Origin of the sequence: Polaribacter sp. SA4-10 (assembly GCF_002163835.1) — a bacterium.
Taxonomy (GTDB): Bacteria; Bacteroidota; Bacteroidia; order Flavobacteriales; family Flavobacteriaceae; genus Polaribacter.
In genome coordinates this window covers 2,505,205-2,523,402 of the sequence record NZ_CP019331.1, presented here as the reverse complement: position 1 = coordinate 2,523,402, position 18,198 = coordinate 2,505,205, and the positions used below count along the sequence as shown (strand labels likewise).

At 29.3% G+C, this 18,198-nt stretch carries 21 protein-coding genes; 8 read left to right on the top strand and 13 right to left on the bottom strand.

Features of this window, described 5'->3' with window-relative positions; genetic code table 11:
* Positions 1-186: 186 nt before the first annotated feature.
* The 9 genes from pgi to BTO04_RS11020 all read right to left on the bottom strand — a co-directional run bounded on the left by pgi (position 187) and on the right by BTO04_RS11020 (position 10,498).
* The gene (gene pgi, locus BTO04_RS11060; RefSeq protein WP_087564551.1) at positions 187-1,755 is read right to left on the bottom strand and encodes a glucose-6-phosphate isomerase; all 1,569 of its coding nucleotides are present in this window, start codon (positions 1,753-1,755) and stop codon (positions 187-189) included.
* Between the two features lie 3 nt (positions 1,756-1,758).
* Positions 1,759-3,033 carry a peptidoglycan DD-metalloendopeptidase family protein gene (locus tag BTO04_RS11055; protein WP_087564550.1) on the bottom strand — a complete coding sequence of 425 codons (1,275 nt, stop codon included), beginning with the start codon at positions 3,031-3,033 and terminating at the stop codon, positions 1,759-1,761.
* Positions 3,034-3,141: 108 nt separating this feature from the next.
* Positions 3,142-3,930, bottom strand: a complete 789-nt coding sequence (locus BTO04_RS11050; protein WP_087564549.1) for a DUF3108 domain-containing protein — start codon at positions 3,928-3,930, stop codon at positions 3,142-3,144.
* Between the two features lie 170 nt (positions 3,931-4,100).
* Positions 4,101-5,018 (bottom strand): tryptophan 2,3-dioxygenase family protein, encoded by a 918-nt coding sequence (locus BTO04_RS11045; protein WP_087564548.1) that lies wholly within the window; start codon positions 5,016-5,018, stop codon positions 4,101-4,103.
* A 140-nt stretch (positions 5,019-5,158) separates the two neighbouring features.
* Positions 5,159-6,322: a 4-hydroxyphenylpyruvate dioxygenase gene (hppD, locus tag BTO04_RS11040; RefSeq protein ID WP_087564547.1), complete on the bottom strand. Its 1,164-nt coding sequence runs from the start codon at positions 6,320-6,322 to the stop codon at positions 5,159-5,161.
* 260 nt (positions 6,323-6,582) lie between these two features.
* Complete coding sequence (locus BTO04_RS11035; RefSeq protein ID WP_087564546.1) at positions 6,583-7,740, bottom strand: homogentisate 1,2-dioxygenase; 1,158 nt, start codon at positions 7,738-7,740, stop codon at positions 6,583-6,585.
* Between the two features lie 249 nt (positions 7,741-7,989).
* Positions 7,990-9,045, bottom strand: a complete 1,056-nt coding sequence (locus BTO04_RS11030; RefSeq protein ID WP_087564545.1) for an NAD(P)/FAD-dependent oxidoreductase — start codon at positions 9,043-9,045, stop codon at positions 7,990-7,992.
* 73 nt (positions 9,046-9,118) lie between these two features.
* Entirely contained in the window at positions 9,119-9,355 is a 237-nt protein-coding gene (locus BTO04_RS11025) for a NifU family protein (RefSeq protein ID WP_087564544.1), read from the bottom strand.
* 3 nt (positions 9,356-9,358) lie between these two features.
* Complete coding sequence (locus BTO04_RS11020; RefSeq protein WP_087564543.1) at positions 9,359-10,498, bottom strand: Mrp/NBP35 family ATP-binding protein; 1,140 nt, start codon at positions 10,496-10,498, stop codon at positions 9,359-9,361.
* A 165-nt stretch (positions 10,499-10,663) separates the two neighbouring features.
* Between BTO04_RS11020 and BTO04_RS11015 the strand changes: the two genes are divergently transcribed.
* Positions 10,664-11,101: a hypothetical protein gene (locus BTO04_RS11015; protein WP_087564542.1), complete on the top strand. Its 438-nt coding sequence runs from the start codon at positions 10,664-10,666 to the stop codon at positions 11,099-11,101.
* 54 nt (positions 11,102-11,155) lie between these two features.
* Here the strand turns inward: BTO04_RS11015 and BTO04_RS11010 are convergent, their stop codons facing one another.
* Positions 11,156-11,485: an MGMT family protein gene (locus BTO04_RS11010; RefSeq protein WP_087564541.1), complete on the bottom strand. Its 330-nt coding sequence runs from the start codon at positions 11,483-11,485 to the stop codon at positions 11,156-11,158.
* 144 nt (positions 11,486-11,629) lie between these two features.
* On the opposite strand from BTO04_RS11010, the gene BTO04_RS11005 reads away from it, so the two are divergent.
* Positions 11,630-12,064, top strand: a complete 435-nt coding sequence (locus tag BTO04_RS11005) for a hypothetical protein (protein WP_087564540.1) — start codon at positions 11,630-11,632, stop codon at positions 12,062-12,064.
* A 74-nt stretch (positions 12,065-12,138) separates the two neighbouring features.
* On the opposite strand, the gene trmB is transcribed toward BTO04_RS11005, so the two are convergent.
* Positions 12,139-12,810, bottom strand: coding sequence for a tRNA (guanosine(46)-N7)-methyltransferase TrmB (gene trmB / locus BTO04_RS11000; RefSeq protein WP_087564539.1), 672 nt, complete (start codon positions 12,808-12,810; stop codon positions 12,139-12,141).
* 9 nt (positions 12,811-12,819) lie between these two features.
* A complete protein-coding gene (locus BTO04_RS10995) occupies positions 12,820-13,029 on the bottom strand; it encodes a hypothetical protein (RefSeq protein ID WP_087564538.1) in 210 nt (69 codons plus the stop codon).
* Between the two features lie 41 nt (positions 13,030-13,070).
* Between BTO04_RS10995 and BTO04_RS10990 the strand changes: the two genes are divergently transcribed.
* Entirely contained in the window at positions 13,071-14,000 is a 930-nt protein-coding gene (locus BTO04_RS10990; protein WP_087564537.1) for a DUF6427 family protein, read from the top strand.
* Here the strand turns inward: BTO04_RS10990 and upp are convergent.
* Positions 13,995-14,648 carry a uracil phosphoribosyltransferase gene (gene upp / locus BTO04_RS10985; RefSeq protein WP_087564536.1) on the bottom strand — a complete coding sequence of 218 codons (654 nt, stop codon included), beginning with the start codon at positions 14,646-14,648 and terminating at the stop codon, positions 13,995-13,997. The genes BTO04_RS10990 and upp overlap by 6 nt on opposite strands.
* 132 nt (positions 14,649-14,780) lie before the next feature.
* On the opposite strand from upp, the gene BTO04_RS15220 reads away from it, so the two are divergent.
* The 5 genes from BTO04_RS15220 to nadD all read left to right on the top strand — a co-directional run bounded on the left by BTO04_RS15220 (position 14,781) and on the right by nadD (position 18,164).
* A complete protein-coding gene (locus tag BTO04_RS15220; RefSeq protein WP_232455892.1) occupies positions 14,781-14,945 on the top strand; it encodes a hypothetical protein in 165 nt (54 codons plus the stop codon).
* Positions 14,946-15,092: 147 nt separating this feature from the next.
* Positions 15,093-15,989 (top strand): DMT family transporter, encoded by an 897-nt coding sequence (locus BTO04_RS10980; RefSeq protein ID WP_087564535.1) that lies wholly within the window; start codon positions 15,093-15,095, stop codon positions 15,987-15,989.
* Between the two features lie 35 nt (positions 15,990-16,024).
* Positions 16,025-16,891 (top strand): YicC/YloC family endoribonuclease, encoded by an 867-nt coding sequence (locus tag BTO04_RS10975; RefSeq protein WP_232455891.1) that lies wholly within the window; start codon positions 16,025-16,027, stop codon positions 16,889-16,891.
* 81 nt (positions 16,892-16,972) lie between these two features.
* Positions 16,973-17,566 carry a guanylate kinase gene (gene gmk / locus BTO04_RS10970; protein ID WP_087564534.1) on the top strand — a complete coding sequence of 198 codons (594 nt, stop codon included), beginning with the start codon at positions 16,973-16,975 and terminating at the stop codon, positions 17,564-17,566.
* Between the two features lie 13 nt (positions 17,567-17,579).
* A complete protein-coding gene (gene nadD, locus BTO04_RS10965; RefSeq protein ID WP_087564533.1) occupies positions 17,580-18,164 on the top strand; it encodes a nicotinate (nicotinamide) nucleotide adenylyltransferase in 585 nt (194 codons plus the stop codon).
* Positions 18,165-18,198: the final 34 nt, after the last annotated feature.

Sequence of the window (18,198 nt, the reverse complement as noted above, 5' to 3'; positions counted from 1 at the left end):
TTTGCAAAATTCCTGCTTTTGCAGGCTATTAGTGTTAATTTAATGTTAAGCTTTAACAAAAAATTTAGATAAATAAATGTAATTAAATTAATTTTTACAAACTGTAAATGAGCAATTTATATATTAACAAAATTATTAACAAAAAGCAATGTAAATGTTAATGTATTAAGTTTCTAGAATCTAATCCTACTGATTCTTCAATAATTTTTTTGCTAATTCCTTTCCTAGCTCTACTCCAAACTGGTCATAACTATAAATATTCCATAGAATTCCTTGCGTAAAAATTTTATGCTCATATAAAGCAATTAACTTTCCTAAAGACTTTGGTGTTAATTTATCAAAAAGCAGTGCATTACTTGGTCTATTACCTTCAAATACTTTAAAAGGTAATAATTTTGCAATTTTAGCTGTATCACCAGAAAATTTTAGTTCTAAATGAACTTCTTCTTTCGTTTTACCAAAAGCCAAAGCTTCCATTTGACCATAATAATTGGCCATTAATTTTTTATGATGATCTGTTAAACCATATAAAGATTCTTTGTAACCAATAAAATCACACGGAATTAATTTAGTTCCTTGATGCACTAATTGCATAAATGCATGTTGCATGTTTGTACCTGTACTTCCCCAAACAATTGTTCCTGTTTGATAATCTACTTTTTCTCCATTTCTATCTACACCTTTTCCATTACTTTCCATAATAGCTTGTTGTAAATAGTCTGGTAATTTCTTTAAATATTGTGAGTAAGGCAATACAGCTTCAGACTCTGCACCATAAAAATTATTATACCAAATACTTAACAATGCTAAAATTACCGGAATATTGTTATCAAAATCTTCATTTCTATAATGAAGGTCCATTTCTTCAGCTCCTTCTAATAATGATTTATAATTATCATACCCAACTGATAAGCTTATAGATAAACCTACAGCAGACCACAATGAGAACCTACCTCCAACCCAATTCCACATTGGAAAAACGTTACTTTTATCAATTCCAAAATTATCTACAGCTTCTAAATTTGTTGATACTGCCACAAAGTGTTTTGGAATATCAAAAATAGTTGCAGATTTTAAAAACCAATTTTTTAGTGTTTCTGCATTTGTAATAGTCTCTTGCGTTGTAAATGTTTTAGATACGATTACAAACAAGGTAGTTTCTGGGTCTAATTTTTTTATAATTTCTGATACATGATCTCCATCTACATTAGAAACAAAATGAGAGGTTAATTGATTTTTATAATACTGTAAAGATTCAACAACCATGTCTGGCCCTAAATCTGAACCACCAATACCAATATTAACAATATCTGTAATTGACTTTCCAGTATACCCTTTCCATTTACCAGAAATAACTTTATTACTAAAGCTTTTAATTTTTCTTAAAGCAGCTTGAACTTGAGGTTTAATATTTTTACCATCAACTAAAACCGGTTCATCAGAAGTACTTCTTAATGCCGTGTGTAAGACTTCTCTACCTTCTGTTACATTAATTTTTTCTCCAGAAAATTGTTTTTCAATAGCATTTTTTAAATCTACTTCATTTGCTAATTCAACTAATAAATCTATCGTTTGTTGAGTAACTCTATTTTTTGAAAAATCTACGTGTAAATCATCAAAATTTAAAGAAAAATCTTCTTTTCTTTTTAAGTCTTTAGACAAATCTTTAATTGTAATATTTTGAATATCATTAAAATGATTTGTTAATTTTTGCCAAGCATTGGTTGCAGTTGGGTTGATATTTTTTAAAGCCATTTTTTAATTTTGAGCAATTGTTTCTGTTACTATTTCTATTTGTTGTGTTGGAATTTGTTTATGATCTAACTGATATTCAAGCGGTTTTATAAACTCTAAATATCTTGGTTTCAAACTTTTCTTTAAGGGTTTTGCTGCTGGTAATTTTTGTTTAAATGGATCTACTTCTCTTCCGTTTTTCCAAAAACGATAACAAACATGTGGCCCACCAGTATTCCCAGTCATTCCTACCCAACCAATTACATCACCTTGTTTAACGTATTGTCCTTTTTTAACTTTACGATTTTTCATATGTAAATATTGAGTAGAATACGTACCATTATGCCTAATTTTTACAAATTTACCATTACCACCTCTCCTTGTAGATTGAATTACAGTTCCACTTGCAGTTGCTAAAATTGGAGTTCCAATATTTGCAGCAAAATCGGTTCCTCTGTGAGGCCTTATTCTATTACCATAATAAGCAATTCTTCTTTTTAAATTATACCTTGAAGAAATTCTATATTGAAATTTAATTGGAGATCTTAAAAACTGACTACGCAACATATTTCCTTCTTCATCATAATATTCTGGAATTCCTTTTATAGAATCTGCAATAAATCTGTATGCATAAAAATCGACTCCTCTATGTTTAAAAACTGCTGATTTTACATTTCCATAACCTGCAAAAAGAGTGTCTTCAATATACTTTTCCTCGTAAACAAGTTTAAAAGAATCTCCTCTTTGTAGTTTCTGAAAATCTAATGTCCATGCATAAATATTATCTGCAATGGTGTACGTTAAGTTAGGCTTTAACCCTAAACTATCCATTGTTTGAGATAGGCTTGAATAAATTATACCCTCAGCAATTTCCTCTACAACTTTAATTGGTTTTTTATAGCGAGTAGCTGTAATAAGAGAATCTTTAAAGTCTACAATTGTAGCATTAATTTTATCATGTTTATAAATAAATATTTGTGCTTGTTCTGTAGAGTCTTTACTTGCTAAAATAGTATAAGGCTTACCAGCTCTTACTCTTCTTACATCAAAAACATCTTTTATAGCGCCTGCTATTTTATTAATTTTTGGATAATAAACATGATGCCTATCGAGAATAATTCCAAAACTTTCTCCGCTTTTAATAGTATCTTGAATTACTTTAAAGTCATCTATTTTATATCCAAACCTATAGATTGGTTTTGGTTTTTCTTTTTTAATAAGTAAAACAGGCTTATTAACCTCTTTTTTACAAGATGAAAATGAGATAATAAGTACAAAGAGGAAAACTATTTTTTTCAAGAAACTTATCTATTAAAATTGATTTCCAAAAATACAACTAAAATTGATTTATTTTTAATCTAAAGTAGGAAGTTCCTATAACGGTTTCGTTAAAGTTTTAATAAAAATTTAATTAGTAGTTTCATCGTAAAGAACTTCAAAGGAATTTGCTAAACCCTTATAAGCTTCTAGCTCTGCACGAAGAGAACCAACAGACAATGAAGCCCTCATTTTAATTGGAATTTTATTTTCATCATCAGTAATCCAAATAGTAACACTTTCTTCTGCTTTAAACACTCTACCAGACTGAACTAACGGATTAAATATTAATGTTTTAATATCCCCAAACTTTGTTTTTATAATTTCTTTCCCTATAAAACGTAACTTAAAAGGATACACTTGTGAATCCATAAACATATCAATAGCTATTTCATCTCCTATTTTTAAGTTTTCTATATCATAGTTTCTTAAATAATAGAAAGAAGACAGCATATCTTGCACATTAGAAAAAGCAATAGAAGAATCTTTTTTATTGATAAAATCTTCAACTAACGCCTTATTTGTTTCGTAGTTAAATGTTGTATTTCTATTTTTCTTATAACCTCCTTCATCAATCTTTCTTTTAAATAAATACGGTTTTATTTCTTTTTGATCAAAATAGCTTTCATAAACATCATCTACTTTAAAAAACCACTTTATCATTCCAGAAGTCCAACCAGAACCTTTTGTATGAAATACTTTCTTTCCATTCAATTCCTCTTCTTCTACTTCAAGAATTGCTGTTCCAGCTCTTAAAAAGCCACTGTAACTCATTTTATAACGCAACCATTCTCCACTTTTAAAAGCAGTAGATTTTTCTTGACTATAGGTAGCCGTAATTAAAAAAAGTGTAAAAAATAATGTGATATTTTTTTTCATAAAAACCAAACTTATAAAAAAGTAATGACAATTAGCGTTCCAAAATGGAAAAAAGTTAATTACTAACAATTCGTAAATGACTTTTTAACGGTAATTTTTTGGTTCTCATTTTCACGGAAATGACAGTTTTATTTGGAACCTCAATGAAAGCGTTGAGGAATTAATCTGAGTTAAAATGTTCCCCAGTTTTTTAATTCATCTTCACTCCACAAGTACGGATAGAAAATTCTTCGTTGATATTTTGGATGCATATATTTACGCCAATTACTACCTCCTGTCGCTTTTAATTCAGAATCGCTTCCTCCAATATATTTTGCAGCAGCATTATAATGAGCCATTACCCACTTAACGTTTACTGTATAATCATAATGACGCATTGCTTTGATTAAATCTTCATTTTCTTGAACTTCTTTTGGAAGTTGTTTAAATTTTAAGGATAAATTAATGTCATTATAATCTTCCATAAAGTCAATAAAATCTCCCATATATTTTTTCTCAAAAAGATTTAATAATGTTGATTTTTGACCCGTTGTATAATTTTTACCCGCAGCTTGCCAGTACAGATGATTGTAGGCATTTTTAAATGATGAATTTCTATCAATAGAATCTCTGAAACGAGCATCAATTAAATTAATTAATTCTGTGGATGCAAATTCAATTTTACGATATTGAGCTGATTGAAAACCACTTGCAGGTGTTAATGTGTTTCTAAATTTTAGATATTGCTCTTTTTCCATTCCGTCTGCCATCACATCAAAAGAACTACAAAGCATATCAAAATATCTACTTATTCTACCTAAATGCATCGAAAATTTATCTGCAGTAACTTCATTTGTTTTTGCAACTTGATCAATTTCCCATAAAATCATTTTAAACAACAACTCATTTACCTGATGATACATGATAAAAACCATTTCATCTGGCTGTGTTGTTCTTGGAATTTGTAAACCAAGCAAAGCATCTGTTTGAATATAATCCCAATACGTAATAGGTGTACTATGTAATAAACCTTCTAACATCGCATCAACAGGAACACCTAATTTATTGTACTTTTCTTCTATTGCTTTTAAAATCTCGTCTCTTTCCATTGTTTATAATACTAAAAAAGAACAAAGATAAAATTCTTTCTCTTTGTTCTTTTATTATTTTTTATCGTTGCGAATCTAATGAAGCTATCTTCTAATTTTAAAGAGATTGCTTCGTCTTCTATCCTCGTAATGACGTATGCTTAAAGTGTTCCTCTTTTGGCTTGTTCTCTTTCTATAGATTCAAACAATGCTTTAAAGTTTCCTGCGCCAAAACCTCTTGCACCCATTCTTTGAATGACTTCAAAAAACAACGTTGGTCTGTCTTCTATTGGTTTTGTAAAAATTTGCAATAAATAGCCTTCTTCATCCGCATCTATCATGATACCTAAAGCCATTAACTTTTCGATATCTTCTGCTAATTCATGACTAAACTCTTGCAATCTTGCAGGAACTGATTTATAATATGCTTCTGGCGGAGTTGATAAAAATTCTACTCCATTGGCTTTTAATTGAGAAACAGTTTTAATAATATCATCTGTTGCTACAGCAATATGTTGTACACCCGCACCTTCATAAAAGTCTAAATATTCTTCTATCTGAGAACGTTTTGCTGCTTTTGCTGGTTCGTTTATTGGAAATTTAATTCTACCATTTCCGTTAGACATTACTTTACTCATTAATGCTGAGTATTCTGTATGAATTTGCTTGTCATCAAAAGATAAAAAGTTTTCAAATCCCATTACGTCTTCGTACCATTTTACCCAAACATCCATTTGATTCCACCCAACATTACCAACCATATGGTCAATATATTTTAATCCTGCACTTGGTGGATTGTATGCTGATTCCCATTTTTGGAAACCTGGTAAAAATGCTCCATTATAGTTTTTTCGCTCTACAAACATGTGTACGGTTTCTCCGTATGTGTAAATTCCTGCTCTAACAACTTCACCATGCTCATCTGACTCTACCGTTGGTTCCATAAAAGATTTTGCGCCTCTAGAAGTAGTTTCTTCATATGCTTTTCTCGCGTCTTCTACCCAAAGTGCAACCACTTTTACACCATCACCATGTTTTACAATATGATCATTTATTGGTGATTTACTATTTAATGGGGTTGTTAAAACTAGTTTAATTTTATCTTGCGTTAAAACATAACTTACAGAATCTTTAGAACCCGTTTCTAAACCACGATAAGCGTAAGACTGAAAACCAAATGCTGTTTTATAAAAATGTGCAGCTTGCTTTGCATTACCAACATAAAATTCTACATAATCTGTTCCTAAAAGTGGAAGGAAATCTTGTGCTCCTTCAAATATTTTTTCTAGACCGTAGTTTACTGATTTTATTTCTTTTTTACTCATATTTGTTTTTTGTAGGCCTCGCAGGTTTCAAAAACCTTTGAAGTTTTTGTTTATTGGTTGTGTTTTTTTGATTCATTCTTAAAAGCGTTTGAAACTCCTTTTAAGAATCTTAAAAATCTTTACGCTTTTTGTTTTGCTATCTATTTCTATACAAATTTAGCCCTGATTGGAACCGTTCGAAAAACTCTTTACATTCTTAACCTTTTTGTTTTTCGCAAAAAGATAGAGTAGAAAACAGAAAATAGCTTCTAATAATTACGCTACTCTAACCAAGATTTATAATACTCTTCATCGGCAATTTTCATTGCTTCTTCGGTAACCTGTAAAGGCTTAAAAGTATCTACCATCACTGCTAATTCTTCTGTTTTTGTTTTTCCAATACTTTTTTCTGCAGTTCCGGGGTGTGGACCGTGAGGAATCCCTGAAGGATGCAAAGAAATATGCCCTTGATCGATATCGTTTCTGCTCATAAAATCGCCATCTACATAGTACAACACCTCGTCTGAATCAATGTTACTATGACTGTAGGGTGCAGGAATTGAATCTGGGTGATAATCGTACATACGTGGCACAAAACTACAAATTACAAACGCATTGGTTTCAAAGGTTTGGTGCACTGGTGGCGGTTGATGAATACGACCTGTTATTGGTTCAAAATCGTGAATTGAAAATGCATACGGATAATTATAACCGTCATAACCTACCACATCGAACGGATGTGAAGCGTAAATCATTTCTATAATTTCACCTTGTTTTTTTACTTTGATTAAGAAATCGCCTAGTTCGTAATTTGTTTCTAATTCATAAGGCCTTCTTAAATCTCGCTCGCAAAAAGGAGAATGCTCTAATAATTGACCAAAATGATTTCTATAGCGTTTAGGTGTATAGATTGGCGAATATGATTCGACAATAAAGAGTCTATTATTTTCATCATCAAAATCTAGTTTGTAAATAACTCCACGAGGAATTACTAAGTAATCGCCGTATTTAAAATCAAGATTTCCAAGATGCGTTCTTAATTTCCCGGTTCCTTTGTGAATGAAAATAACCTCGTCTGCATCTGTGTTTTTATAAAAATAGTCTTCTGTAGACTTTTTTGGTGCTGCTAATATAATATTACAATCAGAATTTGTTAAGACAATTTTTCTGCTTTCTAAATAATCGTTTTCTGGCGGAACTTGAAATCCTCTAAAACGGTACGATTTAATATTATTTGCTTTTGCTATTTTTGGTTTAACAGAATATTGTTTGCGAATTTCTTTAACCATTGTTGGTCTGTATTCGTGGTAAGAATTGGTAGACATACCGTCAAACCCAATTGTACCAAACAATTGCTCGTAATATAAAGTCCCGTCTTTTTTACGAAACTGTGTGTGTCTTTTTGGTGGAATATTTCCTAATTTATGATAAAAAGGCATATTATTAATCTATTAATGAGTTAATAAAACGATGTAACAATAGGCTTCTTAAGTTCTAATTGTTACATTTTTAAATTGAAAAACTGAAATATTAAACGCTTATTCAGGACTGCGTTTTATTAAGAATTTTAAGTAAGATAGTAAATCTGAAAACATTTCAATCGATTTCGTTGTTCTTACAAATATATGCAAAGTCCTTTGAAGATTTAGATAATTAAGGTTGCTTCTTATACTCGCAATAACAAAATGTTACTCAATCTTTTTAATTACCGCTTTTGGCGCTTCTTTTTTTGTTCCATCAAAACCATGCACACCGCCAACAGTAGTATATTTCATTACATATTTTTTGTCTGGAAAAATTCTTTGAAAAGCACTTTGACACATTAAAGTAGCTTCATGGAAACCACATAAAATCAACTTTAACTTTCCTGGATATGTATTTACATCTCCTATAGCATAAATACCCGGAATATTAGTTTGATAGTCTAATGCGTTATTTACCTTGATAGCGTTTTTCTCAATTTCTAATCCCCAATTTGCAATTGGACCTAGTTTTGGTGACAATCCAAAAAGAGGAATAAAATGATCTGCTTCAATTGTAAATTCTTCTTCTCCTTTTCTTATAACTGAAACACCTTTAACCTTATCAGTTCCAATAATTCCTTTTACCTCTGCAGGAGTTATCATTTTTATTTTCCCTGAATCTTTTAATTCTTGTACTTTATCAACAGAATCTAAAGCGCCTCTAAACTCATTTCTTCTGTGAATTAAAGTTACTGAAGAAGCAACATCTGTTAAGAATATAGACCAATCTAAAGCAGAATCTCCACCTCCAGAAATGACCACCTTTTTATCACGATAAAATTCTGGATCTCTAATAATGTATTCAACCCCTTTATCTTCAAAATCTGAAATAGCAGGAATTGGAGGTTTTCTAGGTTCAAAACTACCTAAACCACCAGCAATTGCAACAATTGGTGCTTGATGTTTTGTGCCTTTATTTGTAGTAACAATAAAAGAACCATCTTCTTGTTTATCTATAGTTTCTGCTCTTTCTCCGAGTGTAAACCCTGGTTCAAATTGTTTAATTTGTTCCATTAGATTATTCGTTAAATCGCCAGCTAAAATTTCTGGAAATGCCGGAATATCATAAATCGGTTTCTTTGGATAAATCTCTGAACATTGTCCACCAACTTGCGGTAACGCATCAATTAAATGGCATCGTAATTTTAATAAACCCGCCTCAAAAACGGTAAACAACCCTGTTGGACCCGCTCCAATAATTAGAATATCTGTAGTAATCATTAATTTTAAAATAAGAATTGAGCAAAAATAAGTGAATCAACTGCTTATATATGTGACAAATATCACATAAAAGTTAAGCAATATTAATTACCTCTTCAATTTGTGGTGCATACTTTTTAATAGTAGCTTCCACTCCATTTTTTAAAGTCATTTGATTTACAGAACACCCATTACAAGCACCTTCTAGCTGAACTTTTACCGTGTTATTTTCTATTGACAAAAGCTTAATATTTCCTCCATCATTTATTAAAAATGGACGAATCTCATCTAAGGCTTTTTCTATATTATCTAATGTTTCTTGTGCTGTCATAATTTATTTTTTTACTGCGCTACAACCACTCATTGTTGTAATTCTAACAACTTCTGTTGGTGGTAGATTTTTGTTTCTTTTTAATAATTCTGCTACCATTTCTCTCGAAATCTCATTAAAAGCTTTTTCTAATACTGTTCCTTCTTGCAATGCAACAGGGCGCCCAACATCTCCAGATTCTCTAATACTTTGTACTAAAGGAATTTCTCCTAAAAATTTTGTATCAATATCTTTCGCTAAATTCTTTGCTCCATCTTTTCCAAAGATGTAATATTTATTTTCTGGCAACTCTTCTGGGGTAAAATATGCCATATTTTCTATAATTCCTAAAACAGGAACATTGATACTTTCTTGTTGAAACATTGCTACTCCTTTTTTTGCATCTGCCAAAGCAATATTTTGAGGCGTACTTACAATCACTGCACCGCTAATTGGCAATGCTTGCACAATTGATAAATGCACATCTCCTGTTCCTGGAGGCAAGTCGATTAGTAAAAAATCTAATTCGCCCCAATCTGCATCAAAAATTAATTGATTTAATGCTTTAGAAGCCATAGGTCCACGCCAAATTACGGCTTGATTAGGATTTGTAAAAAAACCTAAAGATAATAATTTTACGCCATAATTTTCTACGGGTTTCATTTTAGAACGCCCATCTACTTTTACAGATAATGGTTTTGCTTTTTCTACATCAAACATTAAATGCATAGAAGGCCCATAAATATCTGCATCTAAAACGCCTACTTTAAAGCCCATTTTTGCTAATGCAACTGCTGTATTTGCTGTAATTGTAGATTTACCAACGCCACCTTTACCCGATGCAATTGCAATAATATTTTTAATAGTAGGGATCTCTTTTCCTCTAATTAAATTTGGATTCTCTTTTTCCGCAGGTTTTTCAACTTTTACATTAATTTTCACATCAATGTCTTCAGCTACATTTGTTTTAATTGCCTTTGTAATTTCTGATTCAATTTTCTTTTTCGCCTGTAAAGTTGGGTTATTTATTGTAACATCTACAATAACCTCACCTCCAAAAGCTACAACATTTGTAACATTTTTATTTTCAATTAAACTTTTACCTTCTCCAGGAGCTGTAATAGTTTCTAACGCTTTATATATATCTTGTTTTTTAAAACTCATTTTTGAGGCTTTAATAGTATTAATTTTTGTATCTTACAAAGGTACAAGTTCATAAGCAGAAAATAAAGGATACAGATTGTGATTTTATTTATCATAATCATATTTTTAAATATCTACTTAAACATGACTAATATCATCTTTAAATAATCATAAAACCCCCATATTATGAAAGTAACAATTAAAATTCTAGTATTATTTTTTTTAACAAGTGTAACCTTTCAAACAACTTCTCAAAATTTAGCTTATAATAATGTAGATTACATTAAAGACTATCCAAAAAACAATGCTACCACTAGTAGTAAAGCTTTAGCAAACGGGAGCTACTTTTACAGGACAAATACAAAAAAAGTTTTAGTCGAAATAAATGGGAATTCATATACTGAATACCATCCAAATAATGAATTTATAAAAGCTGAAATTAATTGGACTACAAGTAATAGTTATAAATTAATTATTACGGAAATAAAAAAAGCTGACTTACCTTTTAAAAAAGGAACTGAGTTAAAAACTGAAATTTTAAAAGTTAAAGGTAAAAAATACATTTACAAATCAACTTTAGGTAACAATAATTGGACTGGTAAACTTATTAAGGTTTCTGAATAATAATTTAATTAAAAATGAATAAAAAAGAACTCAATTATATTGGGTTCTTTTTTGTTACAACTCATTTAAAGGAATCCAAAGTACTTTTTCTAAATCTTGAATTTGATTATCAATAACAACAATTCCTTCGCTTTCGAGTAATTGTTGCATTAAATTTGTCCCATCAAAATGATGCTTCCCCGTTAATAAACCTTTTCTATTTACAACTCTATGCGCAGGAACATCTTCTAAACTATGCGCTTTATTCATTGCCCAACCCACCATTCTTGCAGAACGTGCAGCTCCTAAGTATTTAGCAATTTCACCATAACTAGTTACTCTTCCATAAGGGATTAAGCGTGTAACTTTATATACTCTTTCAAAAAAATTATCTGAATCTTTCATGTTCTAAAAATACAAAAGGATATTACTATTTTAGTCAAAGATTAATATACGTCTATTCCTTATATTAACCTATGACTTATGTCATAGACTTATACCATGTTTAAGACTAACTTTAAGTATTATTAACATTAAACACTAAATATCATGAGAAAATTATTAAAAATTTTATTCGTTTTATTTATAACAGGTTTAACTACAATAATAACCTCCCAAAACTTAGCACTTAATGATAAAAGTGTGAAATTAAATATTCCTCAAAAAAATATTGTCGTAAAAAAAGTTTTAGACAATGGTTCTTATTTTTATTCATGTTGTACAGAAAAAATTTTAGTCGAAATAAATGGAAATTCATATACTGAATACCATCCAAATAATGAATTTATAAAAGCTGAAATTATTTGGGTTACAAATAATAGTTACAAATTAATTATTACGGAAATAAAAAAAGCGGGTTTACCTTTTAAAAAAGGAACTGAGTTAAAAACTGAAGTTTTTAAAATTAGAGGTGAAAAATACAGTTACAAATCAACTTTAGACACCCACAGTTGGACTGGTAAACTGAATAAAATTATAGAATAATAAATTATAAAATACTAATTCAAAAGCGCTGAATTATTTTTGTTCTTTATAATTTTATAAAGAACAAAAATAATTTAATAATTAAGTTTAAACTTAATATATGTAATTGGCTTACCAACTTCTAAATATTGAGATTCGTAGTATGTCTGAGTACTTGTAACTTCTTCTGGTGAACCCTCATTCTTGTATACATCATGGTTAGAATGTATTACTTCATGACCTTCTCCATGCAACAAACCTAAAGTATAACCATGCATAAATTCTGAATCTGTTTTCAAATTCATAGTACCACCTTCTTTTAAAACATGATGGTATTTCTTTAAAAACTCAGAATTTGTCATTCTATGCTTCGTGCGTTTGTATTTTATTTGTGGATCTGGAAAAGTAATCCAGATTTCATCAATTTCATTTTCTGCAAAAATATAATCTATTAACTCAATTTGAGTTCTTATAAAAGCAACATTGTCTATCTTTTCCTCGATAGCAGTTTTTGCACCACGCCAAAAACGAGCACCTTTTATATCTATTCCAATATAATTTTTGTCAGGATTTTTTTGTGCTAGAGCAATTGTGTATTCCCCTTTACCACAACCTAATTCCAAAACAATAGGTTTATCATTTTTAAAAAAAGAATGCCATTTTCCCTTGTATGAAAAGTTGTTTATTACTTCTTCTCTTGTTGGCTGAATGACATTTGGAAACGTTTCATTTTCGTTAAAACGTTTTAGTTTGTTTTTACTTCCCAAAGTATAAGATTAAGCTTTATCTTCTGTTCCTTCTTTTTTAAACTTATAAGATTGTTTCATCCAATAATACAACAAACAGAAAAATACGGCTATAAATAACCAACTTACTGTATTTGATGCCCACCAACTTAAATCACTTAAACGTAATAAGTCAAAAGAGATACTAAATAACCATTCAAAAAAGTCTCCAATTAATCTAAAAATATTGCTTGCTATCATAACTTAAGTATATTTACAGTGCAAAAATATAAAAACTAAAGATGTTAGCCAATTTTTTCGGTAAATCAAAACCTATAAATTTTATTGTTATTACAATATTGTTTTTTTTTCTCTTTCTATTCACTATTTTTTCTTCTTTTTTTATTGATGGATTTACAGTAGACGCCTTGTTAAAAAGTGGCGGTTTTTTAATTCTTTTTTTAACTATGTTTTTCTTCTACAACTTTATTGTTTCTAAGAATGCATTAACTTTTGATAACACGTATGCTTTTTTCATATTCACACTGTTTTTAATCTTTTTTTTACCAACTTTTTCCTTATATAAAGAGCTGTACTTATTTATTTTACATTTACTTTTCTTACGAAAAACATATAGTTTAAAATCTAATAAAGAAGTTCTAAAAAAATTATTTGATAGCGGGTTTTGGCTTGGTATTTCATTTATAATATCCCCATTTTCAATTGTATTTTTTATCTTAATTTATGTTGCAATTTTTTATCATCAAAAAATAACAATACACACCTTATTGGTACCAATTATTGGATTTATTGTTCCATTAATATTGTTTTTTACTTATTGTTTTTGGTATGATAAAACAGTTGTTTTTACTACCCTTTTTGATTTCAATATAGGTAACAACATCACTTTTTATACAAAAAATAGTGCTATTTGGTTGATGAGTTTATTGTTTTTACTAACATTGGCCTCTTTATTTTTAAAATCACCTAAAACGTTCTCAGTAAATAATTCTTTTAAGAAAAATTGGATCTTACTTATTATAAACACACTAGTAGCAGTAAGTTTTATATATCTAATTGAAGGTAAAAATGGTTCAGAACTCATTTTTTTACTATTTCCAACATCAATAATTATTGCAAACGGAATAGAAATTATTGAGCATAATTTAATTAAAAATATAATTTTAACTACGCTTCTAATTGGTGCAATTTTAGCTCCTTTTATTTTATAACTTATTGCCAAATGATAAATCTCCAGCATCGCCTAAACCTGGAACGATATACCCTTTGTCATTTAAATCATCATCAATTACAGCAATCCATAGATGCGTGTTTTTAGGAAAATTTTTTTCAACAAAAGCAACACCTTCTTTTGAACCAATTACACAAACCAGATGAATTTCTTTTGGAATTCCGTGCTTTTTAATGGATTCATAAACAGATACCAAAGATTTTCCTGTGGCTAACATTGGATCTGCTAAAAGCAGTATTTTATTCTCTAAAGATGGAGAAGCAAAATACTCTACAACAATTTCAAATTCTTCATCATTATTTGGGTGATGTCTATATGCTGATATAAATGCATTTTCTGCATCATCAAAATAGTTTAATAACCCTTGATGAAGTGGTAAACCTGCTCTTAAAACTGAACATAACACAATGTTTTTTTGTGCTAAACTTGTTTTTGCAACCGCCAAAGGAGTTGTAATATCCACCGATGAATAAGAAAGGTTTTTGCTTAATTCATAACTCAAAATTTCACCAATACGCTCTATATTTCTTCGAAAACGTAAAGAATCTTTTTGAATATTAATATCTCTAATTTCTGCAATAAATTTATTAAGAATAGAATTTTCTTCTGCTAAATGATGTACTGTCATATTAAATAAGGTCTAGTTACAAATATAAAGAAATTGTATAAAATTTGTTTATTCACATCACACAAAAAACCAAAATAGTAATTAAAATCTAAAAAAATCTTATTTTTTCATTCATTAAAAAGGCTGGAGCAAATGTATTTGGCATTGGAAAAACTAAAGAAGAAGAAAATGCCAATAGCACAATTTCATACAGCAATAAAAGGAGGTGATTTAGGTGAAAAAGCAATGAAATATCTTGTGTTTTTTGAAGCAACCCAACCAATGCCTTCTCACCCAAATGAAATTTACCCTAGATAAGTATTAAAAAACTCCAGATTTGATAGACGAATTAAAAGTTAACAAACAAAATTTAAAATAATTTTAGTATCTCCTGAAACTCTATTTTTATACAATTGGTCTAAAATTTATCATCAACTTTGCATTTATATTATAGATTTATTTTTTATGAATACAAGAACACTAGCCTTAATTGCTGTTTCAATTGCTACATTAATTTACGGTGTAACTTTTACAATTGCTAAAGACGTAATGCCTTTACACATTAAACCTTACGGATTAATTTTATTAAGAGTAAGTGGAGCAACAATTGTTTTTTGGCTCGCTAGTTTGTTTGTAAAAGCGGAAAAAATAGAAAAATCTGATTATAAAAAAATACTGCTTGCTGCTTTTTTTGGAGTTGGATTTAATATGTTAACATTTTTTAAAGGATTAAGTTTAACCACACCAATTAGTGCTTCTGTAATGATGGTAACTTCGCCTATTTTAGTATTCATTTTTTCTAGTATTTTATTAAAAGAAAAACTAGTCAAAAGAAAAATAATTGGCGTTATTATTGGCTTAATTGGTACAATTATTTTAATAGTTTATGGCAATGACACAGATGGAAGCGCAAGCAATAGAACATTAGGTAATTTTTTGGTGTTTGTTAATGCTGCTTCTTACGGATTGTATTTAATTTTGGTAAAAAAAATAATAGCAAAATACCACCCAATAGTTTTTATAAAATGGTTGTATTTATTTGGATTACTCATTGTTACTCCTTTTGGTCTCCCAGAATTAACGGAAGTTAATTGGCTAACAATGCCAACATCAATTTATTTAAAAGTAGGCTTTATAATTATTTTTACAACTTGTATTACTTATCTTTTTAATTTATATGGATTAACAAAACTAAAACCAACAACTGTAGGTGTTTTCATTTATTTACAACCTGTAATTGCAACAATATTTGCACTTATAGTTGGCAGTGACTCTCTAAACCTTGTCAAGATTTCAGCAACAATTATCATCTTTTTTGGTGTCTATTTAGTTACCAAACGAGTAGATAAATTTGCTAAATAAAACTATATTTGCAACTCATTTAAAACGATGATTTTATGATTCAATCTATGACTGGTTATGGCAAATCTATATTACAATTGCCAACAAAAAAAGTATCCATAGAAATTAAATCCCTAAATAGCAAAAATCTAGATCTAAACGTTAGAATCCCTTCTTACTATAAAGAAAAGGAATTATATGTTCGTAAAAAATTAGCTAGTAGTTTGGTTAGAGGAAAAGTAGATTTTTCAATTTTTGTTGAAATGACTGCAGACGAAACTTCTTCTACTGTAAATCATGGCGTTGTAAAACAATACATACAACAACTTAGAAATATTGTTCAAACGGGTTCTTCAGATGATGTTGAGTTGCTAAAAATGGCAGTAAGAATGCCAGATGCTTTAAAAACTGACCGTGAAGAATTAGACGAAAATGAATGGAGTCTAATCAATGAGAATATAGATATTGCTATTAAAGAAATTATACAATATAGAGTTGATGAAGCTGCTTCTTTAGAAATTGATTTTAAAGAACGTATTACTAATATTAGGACATACTTAGAAGAAGTAAAAGCATTAGACAACGATAGAGTTGAAAACGTAAAAACACGTTTAAAAAAGGCTATTGATGATTTAAAAGTGGATACTGATGAAAATCGTTTTGAACAAGAATTAATCTATTATCTAGAAAAACTAGATATTAATGAGGAAAAAGTGCGTTTAGCAAATCATTTAGATTACTTTTTAGAAACCATGGCTTCTGAAGATTCTAATGGTAAAAAGCTAGGTTTTATCGTTCAAGAAATGGGTAGAGAAATTAACACAACAGGTTCTAAAGCAAATTTTGCACCAATGCAAAAAGCGGTTATTCAAATGAAAAACGAATTGGAACAAATTAAAGAGCAAATTTTAAACGTTTTATAAACGTATCAGCATTCTAAACTTGTGTCAGCATCTATTAATTATGTTGCTGACACAAGTTCAGGATGACAAATAATAAATTACATGTCAGATTTTAAAGGAAAATTATTTGTGTTTTCAGCGCCTTCAGGCTCAGGTAAAACAACTATAGTTCGTCATTTACTAAAGCAAGAAAGGTTCAATTTAGAATTTTCTATTTCAGCCACTTCTAGAGAACCAAGAGGTTTTGAAAAAGAGGGTGAAGATTACTATTTTATCTCTTTAAAAGAGTTTAAAAACAAAATTAAAAATGATGAATTTCTTGAATGGGAAGAGGTTTATAGAGATAATTTTTATGGAACTTTAAAAACTGAAATAGAACGTATTTGGGGGCTAAAAAAGCACATAATTTTCGATATTGATGTTGTTGGAGGGTTAAGAATTAAGAAAAAATACCCAGAAGAAACATTATCTGTTTTTGTAAAACCACCAAGTGTTGATGAGTTAAAAATTAGGCTTAAAAAGCGTAAAACAGAAAGCGAAGAAAAAATAAATATGCGTATCGCAAAAGCTTCTGTAGAGTTAGCAACAGCTCCTCAATTTGATAAAATCATAAAAAATTACGATTTAGAAGTTGCTTTAAAAGAAGCTGAAGAATTGGTAAGTGATTACTTAGGATTAAAAGAGAGTAAAGAATAGAAAAACAAGAACAATGAGTAAAATAGGATTGTATTTTGGTACTTTTAACCCAATTCATGTTGGGCATTTAATTATTGCCAATCATATGGTTGAAAACTCAGATTTAGATGAAATCTGGATGGTAGTTACACCTCATAATCCTTTTAAAAAGAAAAACTCATTACTAGAAAATAATCATAGACTAGAACTAGTTTACAGAGCTACAGAAAGTTACTCAAAAATTAAACCTTCTGATATAGAATTTAAATTACCTCAACCAAATTACACTGTTCATACTTTAGCTCATATTTCAGAGCTATATCCAGATAAATATTTTTCTTTAATTATGGGTGAAGACAATTTAAAAAGTTTTCATAAATGGAAAAATTTTGAAACAATTTTAGCGCTTTATCACATTTATGTGTATCCAAGAATTTCTGAAGGAAAAACTGAAAACCAGTTTACAAATCATCCAAAAATTCATAAAGTTGATGCTCCAATTGTAGAAATTTCTTCTACCATGATTCGTAATGGAATTAAAGACAAAAAGAACATTAGACCTTTACTTACCAAAGAAGTTTGGGAATATATAGACGAAATGAATTTTTATAAGAAATAGTTTCACTATTTTTTCGTTGTATATTTGTTATTCA